The sequence below is a fragment of the Nocardioides sp. Root682 genome, from assembly GCF_001427795.1.
Classification (GTDB): Bacteria; Actinomycetota; Actinomycetes; order Propionibacteriales; family Nocardioidaceae; genus Nocardioides.
Genome location: NZ_LMHJ01000001.1, coordinates 1,416,039 through 1,438,055, shown reverse-complemented (window position 1 = coordinate 1,438,055; position 22,017 = coordinate 1,416,039). Strand labels below are relative to the sequence as shown.

Annotated in this window: 20 protein-coding genes; 11 read left to right on the top strand and 9 right to left on the bottom strand. The window is 69.3% G+C overall.

Annotated elements, in window-relative coordinates; all coding sequences use genetic code 11:
* Positions 1–11 precede the first annotated feature (11 nt).
* Entirely contained in the window at positions 12–1,226 is a 1,215-nt protein-coding gene (locus ASD84_RS06825) for an MFS transporter (RefSeq protein WP_056708175.1), read from the top strand.
* On the opposite strand, the gene ASD84_RS06820 is transcribed toward ASD84_RS06825, so the two are convergent.
* Positions 1,223–1,975 (bottom strand): DUF4328 domain-containing protein, encoded by a 753-nt coding sequence (locus ASD84_RS06820; RefSeq protein WP_056708172.1) that lies wholly within the window; start codon positions 1,973–1,975, stop codon positions 1,223–1,225. The genes ASD84_RS06825 and ASD84_RS06820 overlap by 4 nt on opposite strands.
* Before the next feature lie 58 nt (positions 1,976–2,033).
* On the opposite strand from ASD84_RS06820, the gene trpS reads away from it, so the two are divergent.
* Genes trpS through ASD84_RS06800 form a run of 4 tightly spaced genes read left to right on the top strand, consistent with a single transcriptional unit; the run spans position 2,034 to position 4,912 of the window.
* Positions 2,034–3,122 (top strand): tryptophan--tRNA ligase, encoded by a 1,089-nt coding sequence (gene trpS / locus ASD84_RS06815; RefSeq protein WP_082573196.1) that lies wholly within the window; start codon positions 2,034–2,036, stop codon positions 3,120–3,122.
* Complete coding sequence (locus ASD84_RS06810) at positions 3,122–3,628, top strand: 2'-5' RNA ligase family protein (RefSeq protein ID WP_056708170.1); 507 nt, start codon at positions 3,122–3,124, stop codon at positions 3,626–3,628. The genes trpS and ASD84_RS06810 overlap by 1 nt, the downstream gene beginning before the upstream one ends.
* Positions 3,625–4,683, top strand: coding sequence for a YihY/virulence factor BrkB family protein (locus tag ASD84_RS06805; protein ID WP_082573195.1), 1,059 nt, complete (start codon positions 3,625–3,627; stop codon positions 4,681–4,683). Before ASD84_RS06810 ends, ASD84_RS06805 begins: the two co-directional genes overlap by 4 nt.
* Positions 4,684–4,687: 4 nt before the next feature.
* The gene (locus ASD84_RS06800) at positions 4,688–4,912 is read left to right on the top strand and encodes an SCO4848 family membrane protein (protein WP_056710757.1); all 225 of its coding nucleotides are present in this window, start codon (positions 4,688–4,690) and stop codon (positions 4,910–4,912) included.
* Between the two features lie 16 nt (positions 4,913–4,928).
* On the opposite strand, the gene ASD84_RS06795 is transcribed toward ASD84_RS06800, so the two are convergent.
* From ASD84_RS06795 to ASD84_RS06775, 5 genes are all read right to left on the bottom strand, one after another.
* Entirely contained in the window at positions 4,929–5,576 is a 648-nt protein-coding gene (locus ASD84_RS06795) for a hypothetical protein (protein WP_156391631.1), read from the bottom strand.
* A 40-nt stretch (positions 5,577–5,616) separates the two neighbouring features.
* Positions 5,617–6,906, bottom strand: coding sequence for an adenylate/guanylate cyclase domain-containing protein (locus ASD84_RS06790; RefSeq protein WP_056708164.1), 1,290 nt, complete (start codon positions 6,904–6,906; stop codon positions 5,617–5,619).
* A gap of 81 nt (positions 6,907–6,987) precedes the next feature.
* A complete protein-coding gene (locus ASD84_RS06785; RefSeq protein WP_056710754.1) occupies positions 6,988–7,731 on the bottom strand; it encodes a succinate dehydrogenase/fumarate reductase iron-sulfur subunit in 744 nt (247 codons plus the stop codon).
* Positions 7,732–7,742: 11 nt separating this feature from the next.
* Positions 7,743–9,764: a fumarate reductase/succinate dehydrogenase flavoprotein subunit gene (locus ASD84_RS06780; RefSeq protein WP_056708160.1), complete on the bottom strand. Its 2,022-nt coding sequence runs from the start codon at positions 9,762–9,764 to the stop codon at positions 7,743–7,745.
* A 13-nt stretch (positions 9,765–9,777) separates the two neighbouring features.
* On the bottom strand, positions 9,778–10,485 hold the full coding sequence (locus tag ASD84_RS06775) for a succinate dehydrogenase cytochrome b subunit (protein WP_056708158.1): 708 nt from the start codon (positions 10,483–10,485) through the stop codon (positions 9,778–9,780).
* Positions 10,486–10,670: 185 nt separating this feature from the next.
* Between ASD84_RS06775 and ASD84_RS06770 the strand changes: the two genes are divergently transcribed.
* Positions 10,671–12,959 carry an FdhF/YdeP family oxidoreductase gene (locus ASD84_RS06770; protein WP_056708155.1) on the top strand — a complete coding sequence of 763 codons (2,289 nt, stop codon included), beginning with the start codon at positions 10,671–10,673 and terminating at the stop codon, positions 12,957–12,959.
* Positions 12,959–13,795, top strand: a complete 837-nt coding sequence (gene fdhD, locus ASD84_RS06765; protein WP_056708151.1) for a formate dehydrogenase accessory sulfurtransferase FdhD — start codon at positions 12,959–12,961, stop codon at positions 13,793–13,795. The genes ASD84_RS06770 and fdhD overlap by 1 nt, the downstream gene beginning before the upstream one ends.
* 13 nt (positions 13,796–13,808) lie before the next feature.
* Here fdhD and ASD84_RS06760 read toward each other — a convergent pair whose 3' ends face one another.
* On the bottom strand, positions 13,809–14,711 hold the full coding sequence (locus ASD84_RS06760; protein WP_056708148.1) for a LysR family transcriptional regulator: 903 nt from the start codon (positions 14,709–14,711) through the stop codon (positions 13,809–13,811).
* Between the two features lie 38 nt (positions 14,712–14,749).
* Between ASD84_RS06760 and ASD84_RS06755 the strand changes: the two genes are divergently transcribed.
* Positions 14,750–15,403 carry a DUF1345 domain-containing protein gene (locus ASD84_RS06755; protein WP_056708141.1) on the top strand — a complete coding sequence of 218 codons (654 nt, stop codon included), beginning with the start codon at positions 14,750–14,752 and terminating at the stop codon, positions 15,401–15,403.
* Between the two features lie 2 nt (positions 15,404–15,405).
* Here ASD84_RS06755 and ASD84_RS06750 read toward each other — a convergent pair whose 3' ends face one another.
* Both ASD84_RS06750 and ASD84_RS06745 read right to left on the bottom strand, forming a co-directional pair.
* Positions 15,406–16,458: a glycosyltransferase gene (locus tag ASD84_RS06750; RefSeq protein ID WP_056708139.1), complete on the bottom strand. Its 1,053-nt coding sequence runs from the start codon at positions 16,456–16,458 to the stop codon at positions 15,406–15,408.
* A gap of 74 nt (positions 16,459–16,532) precedes the next feature.
* Positions 16,533–16,955 carry a hypothetical protein gene (locus ASD84_RS06745; RefSeq protein ID WP_235532837.1) on the bottom strand — a complete coding sequence of 141 codons (423 nt, stop codon included), beginning with the start codon at positions 16,953–16,955 and terminating at the stop codon, positions 16,533–16,535.
* A gap of 79 nt (positions 16,956–17,034) precedes the next feature.
* On the opposite strand from ASD84_RS06745, the gene ASD84_RS06740 reads away from it, so the two are divergent.
* The 3 genes from ASD84_RS06740 to meaB are packed head-to-tail and all read left to right on the top strand — an operon-like array spanning position 17,035 to position 21,948.
* Positions 17,035–18,780 carry a methylmalonyl-CoA mutase family protein gene (locus ASD84_RS06740; RefSeq protein WP_235531006.1) on the top strand — a complete coding sequence of 582 codons (1,746 nt, stop codon included), beginning with the start codon at positions 17,035–17,037 and terminating at the stop codon, positions 18,778–18,780.
* Entirely contained in the window at positions 18,777–20,942 is a 2,166-nt protein-coding gene (scpA, locus tag ASD84_RS06735) for a methylmalonyl-CoA mutase (protein ID WP_056708133.1), read from the top strand. The genes ASD84_RS06740 and scpA overlap by 4 nt, the downstream gene beginning before the upstream one ends.
* Before the next feature lie 7 nt (positions 20,943–20,949).
* A complete protein-coding gene (meaB, locus tag ASD84_RS06730) occupies positions 20,950–21,948 on the top strand; it encodes a methylmalonyl Co-A mutase-associated GTPase MeaB (protein WP_056708129.1) in 999 nt (332 codons plus the stop codon).
* The last annotated feature ends 69 nt before the right edge of the window (positions 21,949–22,017 follow it).

Below are 22,017 nucleotides of genomic sequence, written 5' to 3'. Positions count from 1 at the left end.
TACGGTTTCACGTGACTTCTTCGCCGACGACCTCCATCGAGGCCAGCCCGGCGGTGTCCCACGCTCGACCCGTGCTGGCGATCCTGGCGCTCGCGGTCGGCGGTTTCACCATCGGCACCACCGAGTTCATGACCATGGGTGTGCTGCCCGAGGTGGCCGACGGCGTCGACGTCTCCGTGCCGACGGCCGGCCACATCATCTCCGCCTACGCGATCGGCGTCGTGGTCGGCGTACCGATCCTGGCGTTCTTCGGGGCGGCCCTCCCGCGTCGGGCGATGCTCGTCTGGCTGATGGCGGCGTACGGCGTCTTCAACCTCCTCAGCGCCTTCGCCCCCAACTTCGAGGTGCTCACGGTGGCCCGGTTCCTCGACGGCCTGCCGCACGGCGCCTACTTCGGGGTGGCGAGCCTGGTCGCCGCCAGCCTGGTGACGCCCGAACGTCGAGGACGCGCCGTCGCGAGCGTGATGCTCGGGCTCTCGGTCGCGAACGTGGTCGGCGTCCCGCTGGCCACCTTCCTCGGCCAGCAGGTCGGCTGGCGCTCGACGTACCTCCTCGGAGGCCTGCTCGCCCTGGCGACCATGGCCATGGTGCTGGCGGCGGTGCCGTCGGTGCCCGGCGACTCGGAGGCGAGCGGGCGCAAGGAGGCTCGTGAGTTCTTCGGCAGCCTGCAGGTCTGGCTCACGATGGCCGTGGGAGCCGTCGGCTTCGGCGGGATGTTCGCGGTCTACTCCTACATCGCCAAGACGGTCACCGACGTCGGCGGGCTCGAGCGCGGCACTGTTCCCGTCTTCGTGCTGGCGCTCGGTCTCGGCATGGTCGTGGGCACGTGGCTCGCAGGGGAGCTCGCGGCCTGGTCGGTCTACCGCAGCCTGCTGCTGTCGGGCGCCATCGGCATCGTGCTGATGCTCGTCTACTACGCCGCCGCGCCCACCGGGTGGGGCCTGCTGCCCGTCGCCTTCCTCGTGACGGCGACCGGATCGGTGCTGGTGATCAACCTCCAGCTCCGGCTGATGGACGTCGCCGGGGGAGCGGTCACGCTCGGTGCCGCGATGAACCACGCCGCGCTCAACATCGCCAACGCGCTGGGCGCCTGGCTCGGTGGCCTGGTCATCGCGGCGGGGTACGGCTACCGGGCTCCTGCGCTCGTCGGTGCCGGTCTGGCCGCCGTGGGTGTCGCGATCCTGCTGGTCTCGGCGGTCGTGCACCGCCGCAGCGCAGGTGCCTAGCGCGGCGGACTGAACGCGAGACGCTGGCTGGCCGTGACACCGAGGACGATGCGGCACCACTGCACACACGCGAGGACTGCGGCCGCGGCGGAGATCCAGTTGAGCGCCGTCACCGAGGCCGCGGTGTCCGACAGCGCCTCGGCCATCATCGGATCCCGGTCGCGCGTGTTCAGAAGTCCAGCGACCGTCCGGGTCGCGAACAGCCACGTCAACCAGGCGCCCCACCACACCGTGACCTCGACATACGTCCCGCGTCGGACGCTCCCGTTCTGGACGTCCCGGACGACCTGGTACGGGTACCAGAGGTGGACGAGGGGCAGGATCCAGCCCAGCCACACCCAGGCCCTGGCGCGCTCGTGGATGGCCCGCGGGTCGATGAGGAAGGAGTTGGCCCGGGCCCGGTACAACCACAAGCAGGCGGGGAGATAGGCCACGAGGAGCAGGGGGTAGGTCAGGAGCTGGACCTCCTCGTACCACGCGAGATCCTCGACCAGGTCGCCCCCGAGGAGGAAGGCTTCGCGAGTCCCCGGTTCGACGTTGCTGAACAGCGCGGTGAAGACCTCGAGGACGGTCACGGTGACCGCCAGCGCGACGATCACGTGGGCGAGGCCCTGCAGCGCCTTCGGACGTGTGGCGGACGCCGGTACGGGCCGCTCCGGTGTCGTCGGTGGCTGCACGGCCGGCCGCGTCGAAACCGGCGTCGTCGCCTGCCCGAGAGGCGGCACCTCGCCCCACACGTGGTGAACCATGACGAGAGCATAGGAGCCGTGTAACGGTCCTGCCGGTGTTCCTGAGACAATCGCCCTCATGTCCGCCACGACCGAGCACACGCCCGTGCCGGAGACCGCACACCCGTCCGCTCCCGAAGGAGCCGCCCGTCCGCGGGTCCTCTCCGGGATCCAGCCGACCTCGGACTCCTTCCAGCTCGGCAACTACGTCGGTGCGATCCGGCAGTGGGTGGACCTGCAGCGCGACCACCAGCCGTTCTTCTTCCTCGCCGACCTCCACGCGATCACGGTCGACTGGGACCCGAAGGTCCTGCGCGAGCGAACGCTGCGCAGCGCTGCCCAGCTGATTGCTGCCGGTGTCGACCCGGCGAAGTCGTCGATCTTTGTGCAGAGCCACGTGCCCGCCCACGCCCAGCTGGCCTGGGTGCTCAACGGCCTGACCGGGTTCGGCGAGGCGCGCCGGATGACCCAGTTCAAGGACAAGTCGGCCAAGGGTGGCGAGGGCGCGGCGAGCGTCGGCCTCTTCACGTACCCGATCCTGCAGGCCGCCGACATCCTCCTCTACCGGCCGCACTACGTCCCGGTCGGCGAGGACCAGCGCCAGCACCTCGAGCTGACCCGCGACCTCGCCCAGCGGTTCAACGGCCGGTTCAAGAAGACCTTCCGCCTGCCGGAGCCGTACATCCTCAAGACCACGGCCAAGATCTACGACCTCCAGCACCCCGAGAAGCGGATGTCGAAGAGCGTGGGTGGCGGCGGCTGCGTGTTCCTCCTCGACGACCCGAAGGCGACCGCGAAGAAGATCCGTTCCGCGGTGACCGACTCCGACACCACGATCCGGTTCGACCCGATCGAGAAGCCGGGTGTCAGCAACCTGCTCACGATCTACTCCGCGCTGACGGGCGAGGCGGTCACCGCTCTCGAGGAGCAGTACGCCGGCAAGATGTACGGCGACCTGAAGAAGGACCTCGCCGAGGTGGTGGTCGGGTTCGTGACCCCGTTCCGCGAGCGCACCCTGGAGCTGCTGGACGACCAGGCATACCTGATGCAGGTGCTGGCCGAGGGCGCAGCGACGGCGAACGTGATCGCCGAGCAGACCCTCAAGGACGTCTACCAGCGCGTCGGTTTCGTCGCCCCGTCGGCCGTGAAGCCGGCGGCGGGCTCCTGATGCCTGTCATCGGCGTGGCCGTCGCGGTGCCGGAGCCCTGGGCCTCCGAGCTCTACGACTACCGCCTCGAGATCGGCGACCCCACCGCGGAAGGCGTGCCGAGCCACATCACCCTGATCCCGCCGATCGAGGTCGACGGCGACCTGGCCGAGATCGAGGAGCACCTCGCTGCGGCCGGGTCCGGCATCGATCCGTTCACCGTGCACCTGCGCGGCACCGGCACGTTCCGCCCGGTCTCGCCGGTGGTGTTCGTGGGGCTGGTCGAGGGCATCTCGCAGTGCGAGCTGCTCGCGGACGCCGTACGACGGGGGCCGCTTGCGGTCGACCTCGGCTTCCCCTACCACCCCCACGTCACGGTCGCCCATCACCTGGACGACGTCGCCCTGGACCGGGCGTTCGAGGACCTGGCCGGATTCGATTGTCGTTTCGGGGTACAGGACTTCCACCTGTACGTCCACCACGCGGAGGAGGGCTGGAAGGCCACCCGTACCTTCCCCCTGAGATGAGCCTTGCCGACCGACTGAAGCAGCAGGTCTCCCGACTCCGTGCGCGTTCGACCGTGGTCGATCACGCGGTGCGCACCCAGGAGCACTTCTCCGAGGTGAAGGGCGGCCAGCAGGCCGGGGGAGTCACCTACTTCGGTTTCCTCTCGGTCTTCCCCGTCCTGGCTCTCGCCTTCTTCGCCATCGGGTACGTCGCCAACGTCTTCCCCGACGCGCAGGACGCGCTCCTCGACGCCATCGACGAGGTGCTGCCCGGCCTCGTGGGCGGCGGACCGAACGAGGTGCCGCTGGAGGACGTCCAGGACGCTGCTGGGGCAGTCGGACTGATTGGCCTCGCCGGTGTCCTCTACGCCGGCCTGGGCTGGCTCTCCTCGCTCCAGACCGCACTGATCGTGCTCTTCGAGATGCCCGAGCGGCTCCAGCCGAGCTTCGTCATCGGCAAGCTGCGCGACCTGCTCACCCTGGTCGTCCTGGGGGCCGTGCTGCTGCTCAGCGTCGCTGTGTCGGGCGTGCTGACCCGGATGTCGGAGCAGGTCCTCGACCTGGTCGACCTCGGCCACGGGCTCGGCTGGCTGGTGACGCTGCTCGCGCTCGTCGTCGGGCTGGCCACCTCGGCGCTGTTGTTCTTCCTGATCTTCCGCCTGCTCGCCCGGCCACCGGTGCCGGACCGCGCGCTCTGGTCGGGCGCCTGGCTGGGGGCGATCGGGTTCGAGGTCCTCAAGCAGCTCTCCGGCCTCCTGCTGGTGGGCACCCGCGGACAGCCGGCGTTCCAGGCGTTCGGGATCGCCCTGATCCTGCTGGTCTGGATCAACTACTTCTCCCGCGTGATCCTCTACGCCGCGGCCTGGGCCCACACCAGCGCTGCGGCGCGAGAGGACAGGGACGCGCGTCGCGCCGCGCTCCTGCCCGTCGCCGTGGCGACGGTGACCCGGCCGGAACAGGACGCCGACACCGGGCGCGGCTGGGGGCCTCCACTGGCGGTCGGTGGGGCGCTCGGCCTCCTGCTCGGTGCGCGGCTCGGCCGGCGCCGCCAGGACCGAGGCCCTCTGGGAGGATGAGGGCGTGAAGTTCGAACGCAAGCACGCCGTCCTGCTCCTGTCCGTCGCCGCCTGGAACGTCTTCTCCTTCGGCAACTTCGCGAAGAACCTCTACTCCGCCTACGACGCGGGCGAGGACCGGGCCACCGGGTACTGGGTCGCCCACACCGTGCTCATCGTCGTGAACTTCGTGATCGCGGGCCTGCTCGGCTCGCTGGGCTGGAAGGCGCTGCGGGCCTCGCGCGACTGAGGCTCCCAGCGGGGGCTCATTGCCTGAGGAAGCGGAAGCGCTGGCAGCCCGGGCTGAGCACGCTGCCGAAGAGCTCCGTGGGCGCATCGGTGGTCACGGGTGCCTCGAGGTCCACGGTGGTGTAACCCGGAGCCTGCTCGATCCACTCGCCGGCCCTCAGGTTGAGCTGCGAGTCGGTGACCTCGCCGGTCATCCGGTAGCTCCCGGGCTCGACGTCCTCGTTGATGATGGACTCGCCGAAGCGGAAGACGGCCGTCACCTGGGTGGTGCTGCCGGGCACGGCCTCGATGATCAGGCGCCCGGCCGAGGCACCCTGGGTGCAGCGATACCGGCCGTACCACTCACCCACCACCGCCGTGTTGTCCGGCCCGGCCTCCGCAGGCGTGGTCGACGACTCGGTGTCGCTGGGCGCCCCCGACGTCCCGGACGAGTCGTCGCTGGTCTGGCTGGACGCGGCAGTGGGGCGGTCGTCGGCGCTGTCGTCCGCGTCGTCTCCCCGGGTGAGGAGGACGACGCCGAGGGCCACGACGACGATGACGGCGAGGGCGACGGCGACTGCTGCGACCCACAGCAGCACCTTGTTGGTCCCGCCGGTCGGACCGGGGCCGGGGGACGACCATTGCGGAGAGGGCGGGAACGAGGGTGGGGGTGGGGGCAGCGACACGCAAGGAAACCTAACCTTCCCGGTGCGCCGCAAACCTGCATCACATGGACAGCCCGCCCAGCAGGAAGTACGTCGTCATGGGCCCCTTGCCCTTGATGTCGATGACCTGCGGGGCGCTGAAGACGTAGCGACTCTCCAGCAGGACATGGGTGGTCGCCGACACCTGGATCCGGTGCGGCCGACCATGCGACTCCATCCGGCTGGCGGTGTTCACGGTGTCGCCCCACAGGTCATAGGTGAACTTCCGCTGCCCGATCACGCCGGCCACGACCGGGCCGGACGAGATGCCGATCCGGACGGAGATCGGACTCGGCCAGTCGGCAGCCAGCCTGGCGGTGGCGCGCTGCATGTCCATCGCGAGCTCGGCCATGGACGCCGCGTGGTCCAGGTCCGGCATCGGTAGACCGGCCACGGCCATGTAGGCGTCGCCGACGGTCTTGATCTTCTCGATGCCGCGTTCGTCGCAGAGCCGGTCGAACTCGCTGAACATGGCGTCCAGCAGGGAGACCAGCTCCTCGGCCGACAGGCTCTCGGAGACCGTCGTGAAGCCGACGATGTCGGAGAACAGCACACTGACGTTGGCGGCCGAGTCGGCGATCGCACCGCGCCCGTTCCGCAGCCGGGTCGCGATCGCTGCCGGCAGGACGTTGTGCAGCAGCTCGTCGGATCGGGCCTGTTCGAGCTCCACCTCGCGCTGGCGCAGGTAGTCGGTGCGCCGCAGCTTCTCCAGCGCGTAGGCGATCAGCAGGGCGATGCCCGTCAGGCCGATCGCCGGGGCCACGTGGTTCGCCACCCCGTCGGCGCCGCCGCCGAAACCCGGGAGCCCGAGGCAGATGGCGGCGTACAGCGCTGACGCTGCGACAGCCGCGTGCATCCGCAGCCGCAGCAGCCCGATGCCGCCGAGGAGCGTTACGGTGCACGACGCGCGGATGTACTCGGACGAGGCATCCGTCGCCCGGGCGAACGCCGTGCCGAGGCCGATCAGCGTGATGGCCAGCAGCAGCACACTGAAGAGCTGGAAGTGGCGCTCCACGAAAGCGGCTCGGCGCAGGACGGCTGCCAGGAGGAAGACCGGGATGATCACGCCGTACCTGATGGCGAAAGCGGGGCCCACGTCATCCGGAATGACGAGCAGGTCGACCAGGCTGTAGAAGGCGGTGAAGAACACGCCGATCCACAGCGCGAAGACGGCCTGCTCGACGCCGGCCCTGTCGTCGTACGCGACGAAGTCCTGCTCGACCTCGCGCTCGTCGAAGTCCAGCATCCAGCGCGCCATCGGCATCTGCGCGTGGCGCTCCTGCATCCACGCCCTGATCGGCTTGACCCCCACAGCCGCATCTTGGCAGAAGCCGGAACGCAACGACGCCGCATCAGCGTGGCTGATGCGGCGTCGTGAGGGACGTGCGAGGGGTCAGAGACCCATCTTCAGCGCGGTGCGCAGGTCCTTGTTGAGCTGTGAGATCACGTCGAGCGGGATCTCCTTGGGGCACGCCGCGGCGCACTCACCGATGTTGGTGCACCCGCCGAAGCCCTCGTGGTCGTGCTGGCCGACCATGTCCACCACGCGCGTCCAGCGCTCGGGCTGACCCTGCGGGAGCTCGCCCAGGTGGGTGATCTTCGCGCCGAGGAACAGCGAGGCCGAGCCGTTGGGGCACGCCGCGACGCAGCCGCCGCAGCCGATGCAGGTGGCGACGTTGAAGGCACGCATCGCCTTGTCGCGCGGAGCCGGCACCGAGTTGGCCTCGGGGGCGGAACCGGTGATGGCGGAGATGAAGCCACCGGCCTGGATGATCCGGTCGAAGGCACCGCGGTCGACCACGAGGTCCTTGATGACCGGGAACGGCTCGGCACGCCACGGCTCGATGGTGATCGTGTCGCCGTCGGTGAACGACCGCATGTGCAGCTGGCAGGTGGTCGTGACCTCCGGGCCGTGTGCCTCGCCGTTGATCATCAGCGAGCACATGCCGCAGATGCCCTCGCGACAGTCGGAGTCGAACGCGATGGGCTCCTCGCCCTTCTCGTTCAGCTGCTCGTTGAGTACGTCGAGCATCTCGAGGAAGCTCATGTCCGGCGAGATGCCGGAGACCTGGTAGGTGTGGATGCCGCCCTGGTCGTCCGGACCGCTCTGGCGCCAGATCTTGAGGGTGAGGTTCATGTCGCCCGCGCTCACTTGTAGGACCTCTGCTTCATCTCGATGGCGGTGTAGATCAGGTCTTCCTTGTGCAGGACGGGGCCGTTCTCGGCACCCCACTCCCAGGCCGCGACGTAGGCGAACTCGTCGTCGTGACGCAGTGCCTCGCCGTCCTCCGTCTGCGACTCGCCACGGAAGTGGCCACCGCAGGACTCGCGCCGGTTGAGGGCGTCGATGCACATCAGCTCGCCGAGCTCGATGAAGTCGATCACCCGGCCGGCCCGCTCCAGGCTCTGGTTGAGCGTGTCGGCCGAGCCGAGCACCTTCAGGTTGGTCCAGAAGTCGGCCTTGAGCTCGCGGATCAGGTCGATCGCCTTGCGCAGACCGTCCTCGGTGCGCTCCATGCCGCAGTACTCCCACATGATGTTGCCGAGCTCCTTGTGGTAGCTGTCGGCACTGCGGGTTCCGTTGATCGACAGGAACTTCGAGATCCGCTCCTCGACCTGCTTCTTCGCCTCGACGACGGCCTCGTGGGACTCGTCGATCTTGTCGAACGGTCCGTCGGCGAGGTACTCGCGGATGGTGTTCGGGAGCACGAAGTAACCGTCGGCCAGGCCCTGCATCAGCGCCGAGGCACCGAGGCGGTTCGCGCCGTGGTCGGAGAAGTTGGCCTCGCCGGACACGAAGAGGCCCTCGATGTTGGACTGCAGGTGGTAGTCGACCCACAGGCCGCCCATGACGTAGTGCACGGCGGGGTAGATCCGCATCGGCATCTCGTAGGGGTTCTCGCCCGTGATGCGCTCGTACATGTCGAGGAGGTTGTCGTACTTCTCCTCGATGGCGTCCTTGCCGAGGCGCTTGATCGCGTCGCCCAGGTCGAGGTAGACGCCGCGACGGAAGTCGCCGACCTTCGGGCCCACGCCGCGACCCTCGTCGCACATGTTCTTGGCCTGGCGGGACGCGATGTCACGGGGGACCAGGTTGCCGAAGGACGGGTAGATCCGCTCCAGGTAGTAGTCGCGGTCCTCCTCGGGGATGTCCCGCGGGTCCTTCTCGCAGTCCTCGGCCTTCTTGGGCACCCAGATCCGGCCGTCGTTGCGGAGCGACTCGGACATCAGGGTCAGCTTCGACTGGTGCTCACCGGAGACCGGGATGCAGGTCGGGTGGATCTGCGTGTAGCAGGGGTTGGCCATGTAGGCGCCCTTGCGGTGCGCACGCCACGCGGCGGTGACGTTGGACCCCATCGCGTTGGTGGAGAGGAAGAAGACGTTGCCGTAGCCGCCGGTGGCGAGGACGACGACGTCGGCGAGGTGGGTCTCGATCTCGCCGGAGACCATGTCGCGGGCGATGATGCCGCGCGCCTTGCCGTCGACGACGATCAGCTCGAGCATCTCGTGGCGGGTGAAGGACTCCACCGTGCCGGCGGCGACCTGGCGCTCCATGGCCTGGTAGGCGCCGATCAGCAGCTGCTGGCCGGTCTGGCCGCGGGCGTAGAACGTGCGGGAGACCTGGACGCCACCGAACGAACGGTTGTCGAGCAGGCCGCCGTAGTCACGGGCGAAGGGGACTCCCTGCGCGACGCACTGGTCGATGATGTTCGCCGAGACCTCGGCGAGGCGGTAGACGTTCGACTCGCGCGAGCGGTAGTCGCCGCCCTTGACCGTGTCGTAGAAGAGACGGAACGTCGAGTCGCCGTCCTCCTTGTAGTTCTTGGCCGCGTTGATGCCGCCCTGGGCAGCGATCGAGTGGGCCCGGCGCGGCGAGTCCTGGTAACAGAAGGACTTCACGTTGTAGCCGGCCTCGCCGAGCGTGGCTGCAGCGGCGCCGCCGGCCAGGCCGGTGCCGACGATGATCACGTCGAGCTTGCGGCGGTTCGCCGGGTTGACCAGGCGGTTCTCGAACTTGCGGGTGGTCCAGCGGTCCTTGATCGGGCCGGTGGGAGCCTTCGGGTCGACGAGCTTGTCACCCAGCGTGTAGTAGCCGTTCGCGTCGTCGGACTTCTGCTCGGAGGGGTCGTTGAGCGGCGTCAGGCCGTCGTGGAGGGTGCTTCCAGCCATGGTGGGGAGCTCCTTACTTCTCGATGATGCCGACGAGGACGGACAGGGGAACCAGCGTGAAGCCGCCCGCGATGACGATCGCGACGATCCAGCCGGCCGCCCGGGCACGTGCTCGGGAGCTTGCCGTATTGGTGAACCCCAGCGTCTGCAGCGAGCTGAAGGTGCCGTGGTGGAGGTGGAACCCGAGCGCGACCATCGCGAGCAGGTAGATGACCGTCATCCACGGGGTGTCGAAGGTGTCGACGACGAGCTGGTACGGGTTGTCGTCGCCGGTGGAGCCGTTGCTCGGGTTGACCTTGACGATCGTGAAGTTGAGCAGGTGCCACACGATGAAGAGCAGGAGGGTGATGCCGCCCCAGCGCATGGTGCGCGAGGAGAGCGAGGAGCCGCGGTTCTTCTTCGCGACGTACTGCACCGGCCGGGCCTTGGCAGCGCGGTGCCACAGCGCGACGGCGCAGGCGATGTGGACGATGATCGCGGCGAGGAGCCCGACGCGAACGATCCACAAGAAGCCCTCGTAGGGGAGCATCGGCGTCCCGAGCTCGCGCAGGTGATGCGCGTACTCGTTGAAGGCTTCCTCGCCGGAGAAGGCCTTCAGGTTGCCGTACATGTGCCCGACCGTGAAGCCGATGAAGAGGAGGCCGCTCACGGCCATCAGGAGTTTCAGGGCGATGGTTGACCGGGCCGCACGCGAGCCCTTCACCAGTTCTGTTGTAGCCACGAGGGGTCACGCTACTCCCGCTACTGGTCGGTAGGTGACACGGATCATGTGAGATATGCACGTAAGGCGAGCCTTACCCAGAGGGGGTCACCCAACCGGCGACCCCACGTGGTGATCACCGTTGGTTATCGAGAGATCAAATCTTCATTGTTGACCTGGGATGGGTGACCGGAGACGCTGGACAGATGAAGAAGGCTCCGAGCGAGGACCCCGCGGACGACCTGTCCGTCTCAGCGCCGAAGCGCTACGCCGCCGGCCTTCCCGGCGTTCGGCATGCGCTGGAGTACTCCTTCGAACAGACGTCGGTGAAGCGGAGCCTGCTCACCCTCGTCAACCTCAACCAGGTCAAGGGCATCGACTGCCCCGGGTGTGCCTGGCCGGAGCCGGACCACCGCCACAAGAACGAGTACTGCGAGAACGGCGCGAAGCACATCAACGACGAGGCGACCAGCCGCCGCGTCACCCGCGACTTCTTCGCGCAGCACTCCGTCGACGAACTCGACGGCAAGTCGGACTACTGGCTCAACCAGCAGGGACGACTGACTGAGCCGATGGTCAAGCGGTCCGGTGGCACCCACTACGAGCCCATCACGTGGGACGACGCGTTCGGCATCATCGCCGATGAGCTGAACGGCCTCGCGTCGCCGGACGAGGCGATGTTCTACGTCTCGGGCCGGCTCAACAACGAAGCTGCCTTCCTGCTCCAGCTGTTCGCACGCGCCTTCGGGACCAACAACCTGCCGGACTGCTCGAACATGTGCCACGAGTCGAGTGGCACCGGTCTGGGGGAGACCCTCGGTATCGGAAAGGGCAGCGTCCAGCTCGAGGACATCTACAACAGTGACCTGGTCTTCGTCGTCGGCCAGAACCCCGGCACCAACCACCCGCGGATGCTGTCCGCGCTCGAGCACACCAAGAAGAACGGCGGCCAGGTCGTCGCCGTCAACACGCTGCCCGAGGCGGGCCTGATCCGGTTCAAGAACCCGCAGCAGCCCAGCGGGGTCATCGGCAAGGGCATCCAGATCGCCGACCTGTTCCTCAAGATCCGGCCCGGTGGCGACCTCGCCCTCTTCAAGATGCTCAACCGGCTGGTGCTGGAGTCCGGCGATCTCGACCGCGACTACATCGAGGCGCACACGACGGGTTTCGAGGAGTTCGCGGCGCAGGGCACCGACATCACCTGGGAGCAGACCCTCGAGGCGACCGGCCTGACCCGCGACGAGATCGAGGCCGTGCACCAGAAGGTGCTCGCCAGCAAGTCGGTCATCGTGTGCTGGGCGATGGGACTGACCCAGCACAAGCACGGCGTGCCGACGATCCGCGAGATCGTGAACTTCCTGATGCTGCGCGGCAACATCGGCAAGCCCGGGGCTGGTGTCTGCCCGGTGCGCGGTCACTCCAACGTCCAGGGCGATCGCACCATGGGCATCTGGGAGAAGATGCCCGACCGCTTCCTCGACGCACTCGGCGCGGAGTTCGGCTTCGAGCCGCCGCGCGACCACGGCGTCGACTCGGTCGGCGGGGTCCGTGCGATGCGCGACGGGAAGGCGCGGGTCTTCGTCGGCGTCGCCGGCAACTTCGTCCGCGCCATGTCCGACAGCGACGTGACCGAGGCCGCGTTGCGCAGCTGCAGCCTCACGGTGCAGGTCTCCACCAAGCTCAACCGTTCGCACACCGTCACCGGTGAGACGGCGTTGATCCTGCCGACCCTCGGCCGTAGCGACAAGGACGTGCAGGCGGGCCGGGAGCAGTACGTCACCGTCGAGGACTCGATGAGCTCGGTGCATCGCACCCACGGCAAGCTCGATCCGGCGTCGAAGCACCTGTTGAGCGAGGTCTCGATCATCACCCGGCTGGCTCGGCGCACGCTCGGTGACGACCCGGCGATCCCGTGGGCGGAGCTCGAGGCGGACAACGACGCCATCCGTGACCGGATCGCGCGCGTCGTACCCGGCTTCGAGGACTTCAACGAGCGGATCAGGGAGCCCGGAGGCTTCACCCTGCCGAACCCGGTCAACAGTGGCGTGTACCCGACGCCGAGTGGCAAGGCCGTGTTCTCCCTCAACACGCTGGCGTGGCTCGAGACGCCGCCGGGCCACCTGATCCTGCAGTCACTGCGCTCGCACGACCAGTGGAACACCATCCCGTATGCGCTGAACGACCGCTATCGCGGCATTCACAACGCGCGGCACATCGTGATGGTCAACCCGGAGGACATCGCCGAGCTGGGCTTCCAGGACGGCGACCAGGTCGACATCGTCAGCGTCTGGGAGGACGGCACCGAGCGCCGGGCCAGGAACGTCACCTTGGTCGGTTATCCCGCGAGCCGCGGGTCCGCGGCGTCGTACTACCCCGAGACCAACGTGCTGGTGCCGCTCGACAGCGTTGCCGCGGGAAGCAACACCCCGACCTCCAAGGGAGTGCTCGTGCGACTGGAGTCCGTTGTTGACGCCACTCACGAGGTGAGCAGCTGATGGGCCGGGTGACCACACGACGGAAGGTGCTGCGGATCCGGGACGGGGTCGTCGACCAGCGCCCCGACACGCTCGCCGCCGAGGAGCCGATGGAGATCCGCGTCGGCGGCCGGGCGCTGACGATCACGATGCGCACGCCCGGCGACGACTTCGACCTGGCGGTCGGCTTCCTCGTCAGCGAAGGCGTGGTCCGTACGACGTCCGACGTGCTGTCCGCGCGCTACTGCGCCGGGGCCACCGACGATGGGACCAACACCTACAACGTGGTGGACGTCGGCCTCGACCCGTCGCTGCCAGCACTCGACGCGTCGCTCGAGCGCAACTTCTACACGACCTCGTCCTGTGGACTCTGCGGCAAGGCCAGCCTCGACGCCGTCCGCACCGCGTCCACGTGGTCGGTCGCTGAGGATCCGCTCCGGATCACGTCGGAGGCGTTGGCGAGGCTGCCCGAGCGCCTGCGTGAGTGCCAGCGGGTCTTCGACCGAACGGGCGGGCTCCATGCCGCCGCCCTGTTCTCGGCCGACGGCGAGCTCATCGTTCTCCGCGAGGACGTCGGCCGCCACAACGCGGTCGACAAGGTCGTCGGCCACGCGGTCCGCAACGGGATGCTGCCGCTCCGCGAGACGATCCTGATGGTGAGCGGCCGGGCGTCGTTCGAGCTGGTCCAGAAGGCCGTGATGGCCGGGATCCCGATGCTCGCCGCGGTGTCGGCCCCGTCCTCGCTGGCCGTGGACCTCGCCGAGGAGAACGGCCTCACGCTCGTGGGCTTCCTGCGTGGGTCGTCGATGAACGTCTACTCCGGGTCTGACCGGCTGCTGGTCGACCAGCGGGTCTGACCAGCAGCTCTGGTCACGCCCGCAGGGCGGCTCTCACGGCTCGCGTCCGCGCGACGTCGACCAGCGCCTGGGCCAGCATCGACTCGGGTCCGTGGCCGGCCAGCACGAGGCCCACGTGGAACGAGCGCTTCGGCGGCGGGAGCGCGATGACCTTCGTCTGGTCCGGCACACCGAGGCTTGGCAGCCAGGTGTGCGGTACGACGCTCGAGAGCCCCATCGACGTGACGTGGGCGTAGAGCGCGGAGACCGTGTCCGTCTCGACGACGATGCGCGCCTCGCGGCCGGTCTCCGCCAGGTAACCGTCGACGATCCGCCGGTTCTGCATGTCGCCGGTGAGCTGGCACAGGCGGGCCGTCGCGGCCTCGGCCCAGGTGAGGCTGTCGCGGTCGCCGTACTCGCCGTCGATCGGGGTGAGGAACAGGTAGCGCTCCTGGTAGAGCGGGACGACCTTGACCCGGCCGAGCGGCTCGCCGTCGACGTACGTCATGCCGACGTCGATGTCGAAGTCGTTGAGCCGGGTCACGATCTCGCGCGAGGACATCGACTCGAGGTGGAAGGTCACCAGCGGGTGCTGGGCGAGCAGTGGGGTGGTCAGCACCGAGGAGACGGTCAGCGCCGTCGGGATCGCGCCGATCCGCAGGGTGCCGGCCAGGCCACCGCGCATGCTGGTGAGGGTCTGGTCGAGCGAGGCGCGTTCGGCGAGGATCCTCGTCGCCCAGCGCAACACCTCCTCGCCCTCCGGGGTGAAGCCTTCGAACCGCTGGCCGCGCTGGACGATCTGCACGCCGAGCTCGGACTCGAGCTTGCGGATGCCGGCCGAGAGCGCCGGTTGTGTGACATGACACTCGGTGGCGGCGCGGCCGAAGTGGCGCTCGCGCGACAACGCAGCGAGGTACTCCAACCGGCGCAGCAGCATGGGGCATCAATACCAGACCGCATCACTAGGCTCACGACATGACGGGAACCTCCAGCACGAAGCGCCCGCCGCTGGTGGCCACCGCAGTGCCGCGGCTGCTGGGTGCTCTTGCGGCCGGGACCGGCGCCGGCGGCGTCGTTGCGGTCGCCGATCCCGAGGTCGGCGTACTGACGGGCATCGTCATCACCTGCACGGCCTATGTCGCCGTCGGATGGCTGGTCCTGTGGCCGATGGACGCCGACAGCACCCGGGTCAACGCAACCCATGAAGACCTCCGCCCCGTCGCCACCGAGCTCGTCGTCGGAGGCGCTGCGCTGTCCGGACTCGGAGGCATCGTGATGCTCATGCTGGCGGGCGGGGATCACGCCGGTGGTGGTCCGGCCGCGCTGGCGCTGGCCGGAGTCTTCATGGCGTGGGCGTCGCTGCACCTGATGTACGCGACCCGCTATGCGCACCTCTACTACGGCGGTACGCCGGGAGGCATCGACTTCAACTCCCACGAGCCGCCGGCCTTCCGGGAATTCTTCTACTTCAGCTACAACCTCGGCATGACCTACCAGGTCTCCGACACCGCCGTCTCGAGCTCGCCGATCAGGGCGGTGGTGCTGCGGCACTGCCTGTTCTCGTACGTCTTCGGTGCGGCGATCATCGCCACGACGATCAATCTCGTGGTCGGGATCGTCGCCAGCTGAGGTCAGGCGGAGACCGGGACGTTCGCGGGGTGGTGGCTCAGGATCAGGTCGTCCACCGCGTCCGTCCAGGTACGACGACCCGCCACCTCGCGCCCGGCAGCACCGAGCAGCCCGCGGTGCGGATCGAAGGCGACCGCGGCGACGGCCCGGGAGAAGTCGCGCGGGTCCGCGTTGTCGTAGAGGACGCCCGTCTCCAGGTGGGACACCACGTGGCGCGCACCGCCGGCCCGTGGCGCGACTACGGGGACGCCGGCCGAGGCCGCTTCGCGCAACGCATGGCAGTCGGTCTCGTGCTCGCCGGGGTGCACCAGAAGGTCCAGCGTCGGCACGGCCACCGTCAGGTCGCCGACGCCGAGCGGTCCGGTGAACCGGGCGTCCGGCAGGCGCCGGGCCAGCCACTCGCGCTCGGGGCCGCCGCCGACCACGACGAGGCGGATGCCGGGGACCGAGGCGAGGTCCGCGAGGCGTCGTACTCCGGCAGCCTTGTGGAGACCGCCGACGTAGCCGACGACGACACGTCGGCCCTCCTTCGACTTCGCCTTCGACCAGGAGCCGTGCAGCCACTGGTCGCGGAGCGCGGGGCTGAAGGCAGCGGGGTCGACGCCGGGCAGCCACAGGTGTGCGTTGATGCCGAGCTCGGCGGCGCGTTCGACCATCCACGGCGAGGTGACCAGGACCCGGTCGGCACGCTCGGCGACCTTGGTGCGCCAGTAGTCCGCGGCGAGGTCGAGCACGGGGGACTGCTCGACGGCGATGGTCGGCACCCCGGCCCGGGCTGCGTGCTTGAGTGCCTTGCGCCCGATGGCACGGGGGGAGTGCACCTGCACCAGGTCGGGCGCGAAGGCCTCGATGGTGTCGCGGATCTGCGCGCCGGTGGGCTCGAGGGGGCGGACCCGGACGACGTCGCAGCCGCGGTAGCTCGCCAGGCCGGGGCCCGGCGCGATGATCCGGACCGTGTGGCCCCGGTCGATCAGGCGGTCGGCCGTGGCCTTGAGCGTCGTGGTGGTGCTGTCGACCGCGGGGTAGAAGGTCTCGGTCGCGAGGACGATCTTCATGACTCCACGCTCACCCGCCGAGGTGGCGTGATCCTGTGCAGGACGGAGGCGTCAGGTGTACGTCGGGTGAACCGTCAGATGACGTCGGAGGACGCGTCCGTGCCGAGGCTCTGCAGCGGGAGGTCACCGCGCTCGATGTCGCCCGCGATCTTCCTGATCCGCTCGCCGCTCAGGCGCCAGGTTCCGGCTTGCTCCTCCCAGTAGGGCTTGAAGCCTTCGCGAGTCTCGATCCACCAGTGCTTGCCGAAGGCGATCCGGCCGATCGCCACGAAGGGGACGATCAGCGCCAGCAGCACGATCTCGCCGCCCGACAGGAAGACGAAGGTCAGCACCGGAAAGATGACCAACCCGAAGACGAGGGCGATCACGAACTCGGTCACGCTGCCGGCGGCGTCCACCCACAGCCGGGGTCCCATCCACCGGCGCCGTGGTCGCCAGGGCACCCAGCGCCGCGTCACGCGCCACGTCTGGCCCTGCGGATCCCGTACCTTCACCATGCCAACGCTACCGGCCGGTAGCCGGAGTTTGGTCACACTTGGCGGCTCGGGAACGCGGGCGCGGATAGTCTTGTCGCTCGTGACTGAAACGCCCCTGCCGTTGGCGCAGCCCGAGGACGTGCACACGCGCGCCGATTGGGAAGCCGCCACCGCTGCCGTCCTTCGCAAGACCCGCAAGCTCAGCGACACCGATCCTGACACCGCGGTGTGGGACAAGCTGACCCGGAAGACGCTCGACGGCATCGCGATCACGCCGATCGGCACGCCTGCCGACCTCGAGGGCGTGCAGACCAGCGGCCGCCCGACACGCGCCGGCGCGTGGGACATCCGGGCCCGGATCGCCGGTCCCGACGCGAAGTCGCTCAACGAGCAGGCGCTCGTGGACCTCGACGGCGGCGTCACGTCCCTGTGGGTGCAGGCCGGACCGGAGACCGACCTCAAGACCCTGCTCAACGAGGTGCTGCTCGACCTCGCGCCGGTGGTGCTCGACCCGACCGGTGACCCCGTTGCCGTCGCGACCGCGTTCCTGGACGCGTTCGAGACCGGCACCTACACGAACCTCCACCCCGACACGAACCTCGGCGTCGACCCGATCGGCACCGCCCTGCGGGTCACCGACGGCTCGCCCGTCACGGACGACGAGGTGCAGGCACATCGCGCAGCGCTGGCCGTGATCGCGAAGCTCGCGATCGACCGCGGCGTGCGCGGCATCGTCGTCGACGCCACCGCGGCGCACGACCTCGGCGCCAGCGACGTGCAGGAGCTCGGCTTCAGCATCTTCGTCGCCACCACCTACCTGCGGGCGCTGGCCGAGGCAGGCATCGAGCCCGCCGTCGCCGCTGACCTGATCGAGTTCCGCTACGCCGCGACCGACGAGCAGTTCCCGACGATCGCCAAGCTGCGGGCTGCACGCCGGCTCTGGGCGCGGGTGCTCGAGCTGTCCGGGGTCACCGCCGAGCAGCGCCAGCACGCCGTCACCAGCCGGCCGATGCTCACCAAGTACGACCCGTACGTGAACATGCTGCGCACCACGGTCGCGGCCTTTGCGGCCGGTGTCGGCGGCGCCGACGCCGTCACGGTGCTGCCCTTCGAGACGCCGGTCGGCCAGCCCGACCTGTTCGGTCGCCGGATCGCGCGCAACGTGTCGCACCTGCTCATCGACGAGTCGCACGTCGCCAAGGTCGCCGACCCCGCCGGCGGCGCGTACGCCGTCGAGAAGCTCACCGATGACCTCGCGGTCGCGGCCTGGGCCGAGCTCGGGTTGCTCGAGGCCGACGGCCTGGACGCCTTCCGCGCTCGGATCGCCGACGTCGTCGCGCGCCGGGAGGCCGAGATCGTCACGCGCAAGCGCCCGATCACCGGCCTGACCGAGTTCCCGAACCTCGCCGAGGTCCTGCCGGAGCGTGCTCCGTCCGACGACGGTGCCTCCGTACGGCGGTACGGCGCCTCCTTCGAGGCCCTGCGCGACGAGCCCGCCGCGGCCCCGGTCTTCCTGGCCACGCTCGGCACGGTCGCGCAGCACACCGCCCGCGCCACCTTCGTCAGCAACCTGCTGGCCGCCGGTGGCATCGCGGTCGAGGTGGCCGGACCGACCTCGGGTGTCGAGGAGCTCCTGGCGTCGTACGACAAGCAGGGAGTCGTGTGCCTCGCCGGCACCGACGACGCCTACGCCGAGTGGGGCAGCGCAGCCGCTGCCGCGCTGCGCGAGGCGGGCGCCGTACACGTGATCATCGCCGGGAAGGCGACCGACTGGGCTGACGACAGCGCAGCGATGGGCGTCGACGCCCTGGCCTTCCTGAACCGCACGAGGGAGAAGCTGGCATGAGCATTCCTAAGAGTTTCGGGGACCTTCCGCTCGCGTCGACCGGCGCAACCGCCGGCGCCAACGGCACCCCTGGCATCGACCCCTGGCGCAGCCCCGAGGGCATCGACATCAAGCCGTTCTACGGACCGGACGACCTCGCCGGCCTCGACGCACTGGACACCTGGCCGGGCCTGAGCCCGTTCCTGCGTGGCCCGTACCCCACGATGTACACGACCCAGCCGTGGACCGTCCGGCAGTACGCCGGCTTCTCGACCGCGGAGGAGTCCAACGCCTTCTACCGCCGCAACCTCGCGGCCGGCCAGAAGGGCCTGTCGGTCGCCTTCGACCTCGCGACCCACCGTGGCTATGACTCGGACCACCCGCGGGTGCGTGGCGACGTCGGCATGGCTGGTGTGGCGATCGACTCGATCTACGACACCCGCACGCTCTTCGAAGGCATCCCGCTGGACCAGATGAGCGTCTCGATGACGATGAACGGCGCGGTGCTCCCGGTGCTCGCGCTCTACATCGCCGCGGCCGAGGAGCAGGGGGTGAAGCCGGAGCAGCTCTCGGGGACCATCCAGAACGACATCCTCAAGGAGTTCATGGTCCGCAACACCTACATCTATCCGCCGGCCCCGTCGATGCGGATCATCTCCGACATCTTCGCGTTCACCAGCCAGCGGATGCCGCGGTACAACTCGATCTCGATCTCCGGCTACCACATGCAGGAGGCCGGGGCGACCGCTGACCTCGAGCTCGCCTACACGCTGGCCGACGGTGTCGAGTACATCCGGGCCGGCCTCGAGTCGGGCCTCACCATCGACGAGTTCGCGCCGCGCCTGTCGTTCTTCTGGGCGATCGGCATGAACTTCTACATGGAGGTCGCGAAGATGCGCGCGGCTCGCGCGCTGTGGAGCCGCCTGGTCCGCGAGTTCAACCCGCAGAACGCGAAGTCGCTGTCGCTGCGGACCCACTCGCAGACCTCCGGCTGGTCGCTCACCGCCCAGGACGTGTTCAACAACGTCGGTCGTACGGCGATCGAGGCGATGGCCGCGACACAGGGGCACACCCAGTCGCTGCACACCAACGCCCTCGACGAGGCCATCGCGCTGCCGACGGACTTCTCCGCCCGCATCGCCCGCAACACCCAGCTGCTGCTGCAGCAGGAGAGCGGCACGACGCAGACGATCGACCCGTGGGCCGGCTCGTACTACGTCGAGAAGCTCACCCACGACCTCGCGGAGCGCGCCTGGGCGCACATCCAGGAGGCCGAGGCCGCCGGTGGCATGGCCGCTGCGATCGAGCAGGGCATCCCGAAGATGCGCATCGAGGAGGCCGCCGCCCGCACCCAGGCGCGGATCGACTCCGGCGCGCAGAAGGTCATCGGCGTCAACACGTTCCGCCTGGCGGTCGAGGACAAGCTCGACGTGCTCCGTGTCGACAACGACGACGTCTACCGCCAGCAGGTCGCCAAGCTCGAGCGACTGCGTGCCGAGCGCAACGGCGCCGACGTCGAGGACGCCCTCCACGCGCTGACCCGCAGTGCCGACAGCGGCGACGGCAACCTGCTCGAGCTCGCTGTTGCTGCGGCCCGCAACAAGGCCACCGTCGGCGAGATCTCCGACGCGCTCGAGAAGAGCTACGGTCGCCACCAGGCCGTGATCCGTACGATCAGCGGCGTGTATCGCGACGAGGCCAACCTGGCCAATGACGGCGCCGGCGACTCGCTGGTCGCGCAGACCCGTGCCGCCACGGACGAGTTCGCCGAGGCCGAGGGCCGCCGCCCCCGCATCCTGGTCGCGAAGATGGGCCAGGACGGTCACGACCGCGGACAGAAGGTCATCGTGTCGGCCTTTGCCGACATGGGCTTCGACGTCGACGTGGGTCCGCTGTTCTCCACGCCCGAGGAGGTTGCGCAGCAGGCGATCGACGCCGACGTCCACATCGTCGGTGTCTCCTCGCTCGCGGCCGGCCACCTCACCCTGCTCCCGGCGCTGAAGACCGCGCTGGCCGAGCAGGGCCGGGACGACATCATGGTCGTCATCGGTGGCGTGATCCCGCCCGACGACGTACCCACGCTGAAGGAGATGGGCGCCGCGGCGGTCTTCCTCCCCGGCACGGTGATCGCCGAGTCGGCGCTGGACCTGCTCGCCAAGCTGCGCTCTGACCTGGACCACTGACGCGCCGGTGGCCGAGCTTGTCGAGACCCTCCTCGAGGGCATTCGTTCGGGTAGCCGCGCGCAGATGGCTCGGGCCATCACGTTGGTCGAGTCGACGGCGCCGCGGCACCGGGAGGCGGCCCGAGAGCTGCTGACCCGGTTGGCGGAGACCGGCGACTCGGCGGTGGCGAACCCCAGGTCGGCGACGCGGGTGGGGATCTCCGGAGTGCCGGGGGTCGGGAAGTCCACCTTCATCGAGGCCCTGGGCAGCCAGCTGACGGCAGCGGGCCACAAGGTCGGCGTGCTGGCAGTCGACCCGTCGAGCGTGCGAACCGGTGGGTCCGTGCTCGGCGACAAGACCCGGATGTCCCAGCTGGCAGCGGACCCGAACGCCTTCATCAGGCCGTCGCCCTCGGCCGGCACCCTGGGTGGCGTGGCCCGGGCGACCACCCAGTCGATGGCGGTCCTCGAGTCCGCCGGGTACGACGTCGTGCTGGTCGAGACCGTCGGCGTCGGCCAGTCCGAGGTGACCGTCGCCGGGATGGTCGACACGTTCCTGTTCCTGACCCTGGCCCGCACCGGCGACCAGCTGCAGGGCATCAAGAAGGGCATCCTCGAGCTCGCGGACGTCATCGCGGTCAACAAGGCTGACGGCGACCGCGAGATGGAGGCGCGCGGCGCCGCGCGCGAGCTGGCCGGCGCGCTGCGCCTGGTCCGCGGGCACGGGGAGTGGGCGCCGCCCGTCGTCACCTGCTCCGGCCTGACCGGCACCCGTGTCGACGAGGTCTGGGACCAGGTCCAGCTGCACCGCGAGCACCTCGGCACCGATGGTCTCGCGCGCAAGCGGGCCGAGCAACAGCTGGACTTCACCTGGGCACTGGTGCGCGACGAGCTCGCCCAGCGGCTCCGCCACAGCCAGGCAGTCCGGGCGGTGCAGGACGAGATTCGCGCGGCTGTGCTGGCCGGAGAGCTGACGGCGCCGCTCGCTGCCGACCGGATCCTGGCGGCGTACGACGGCGATCGGTGACCTGACAGCGGTTTGCCGCGGGCACGATCGGGAAGCAACAACCAGGCAACTACAGCATCAAGTCGACGT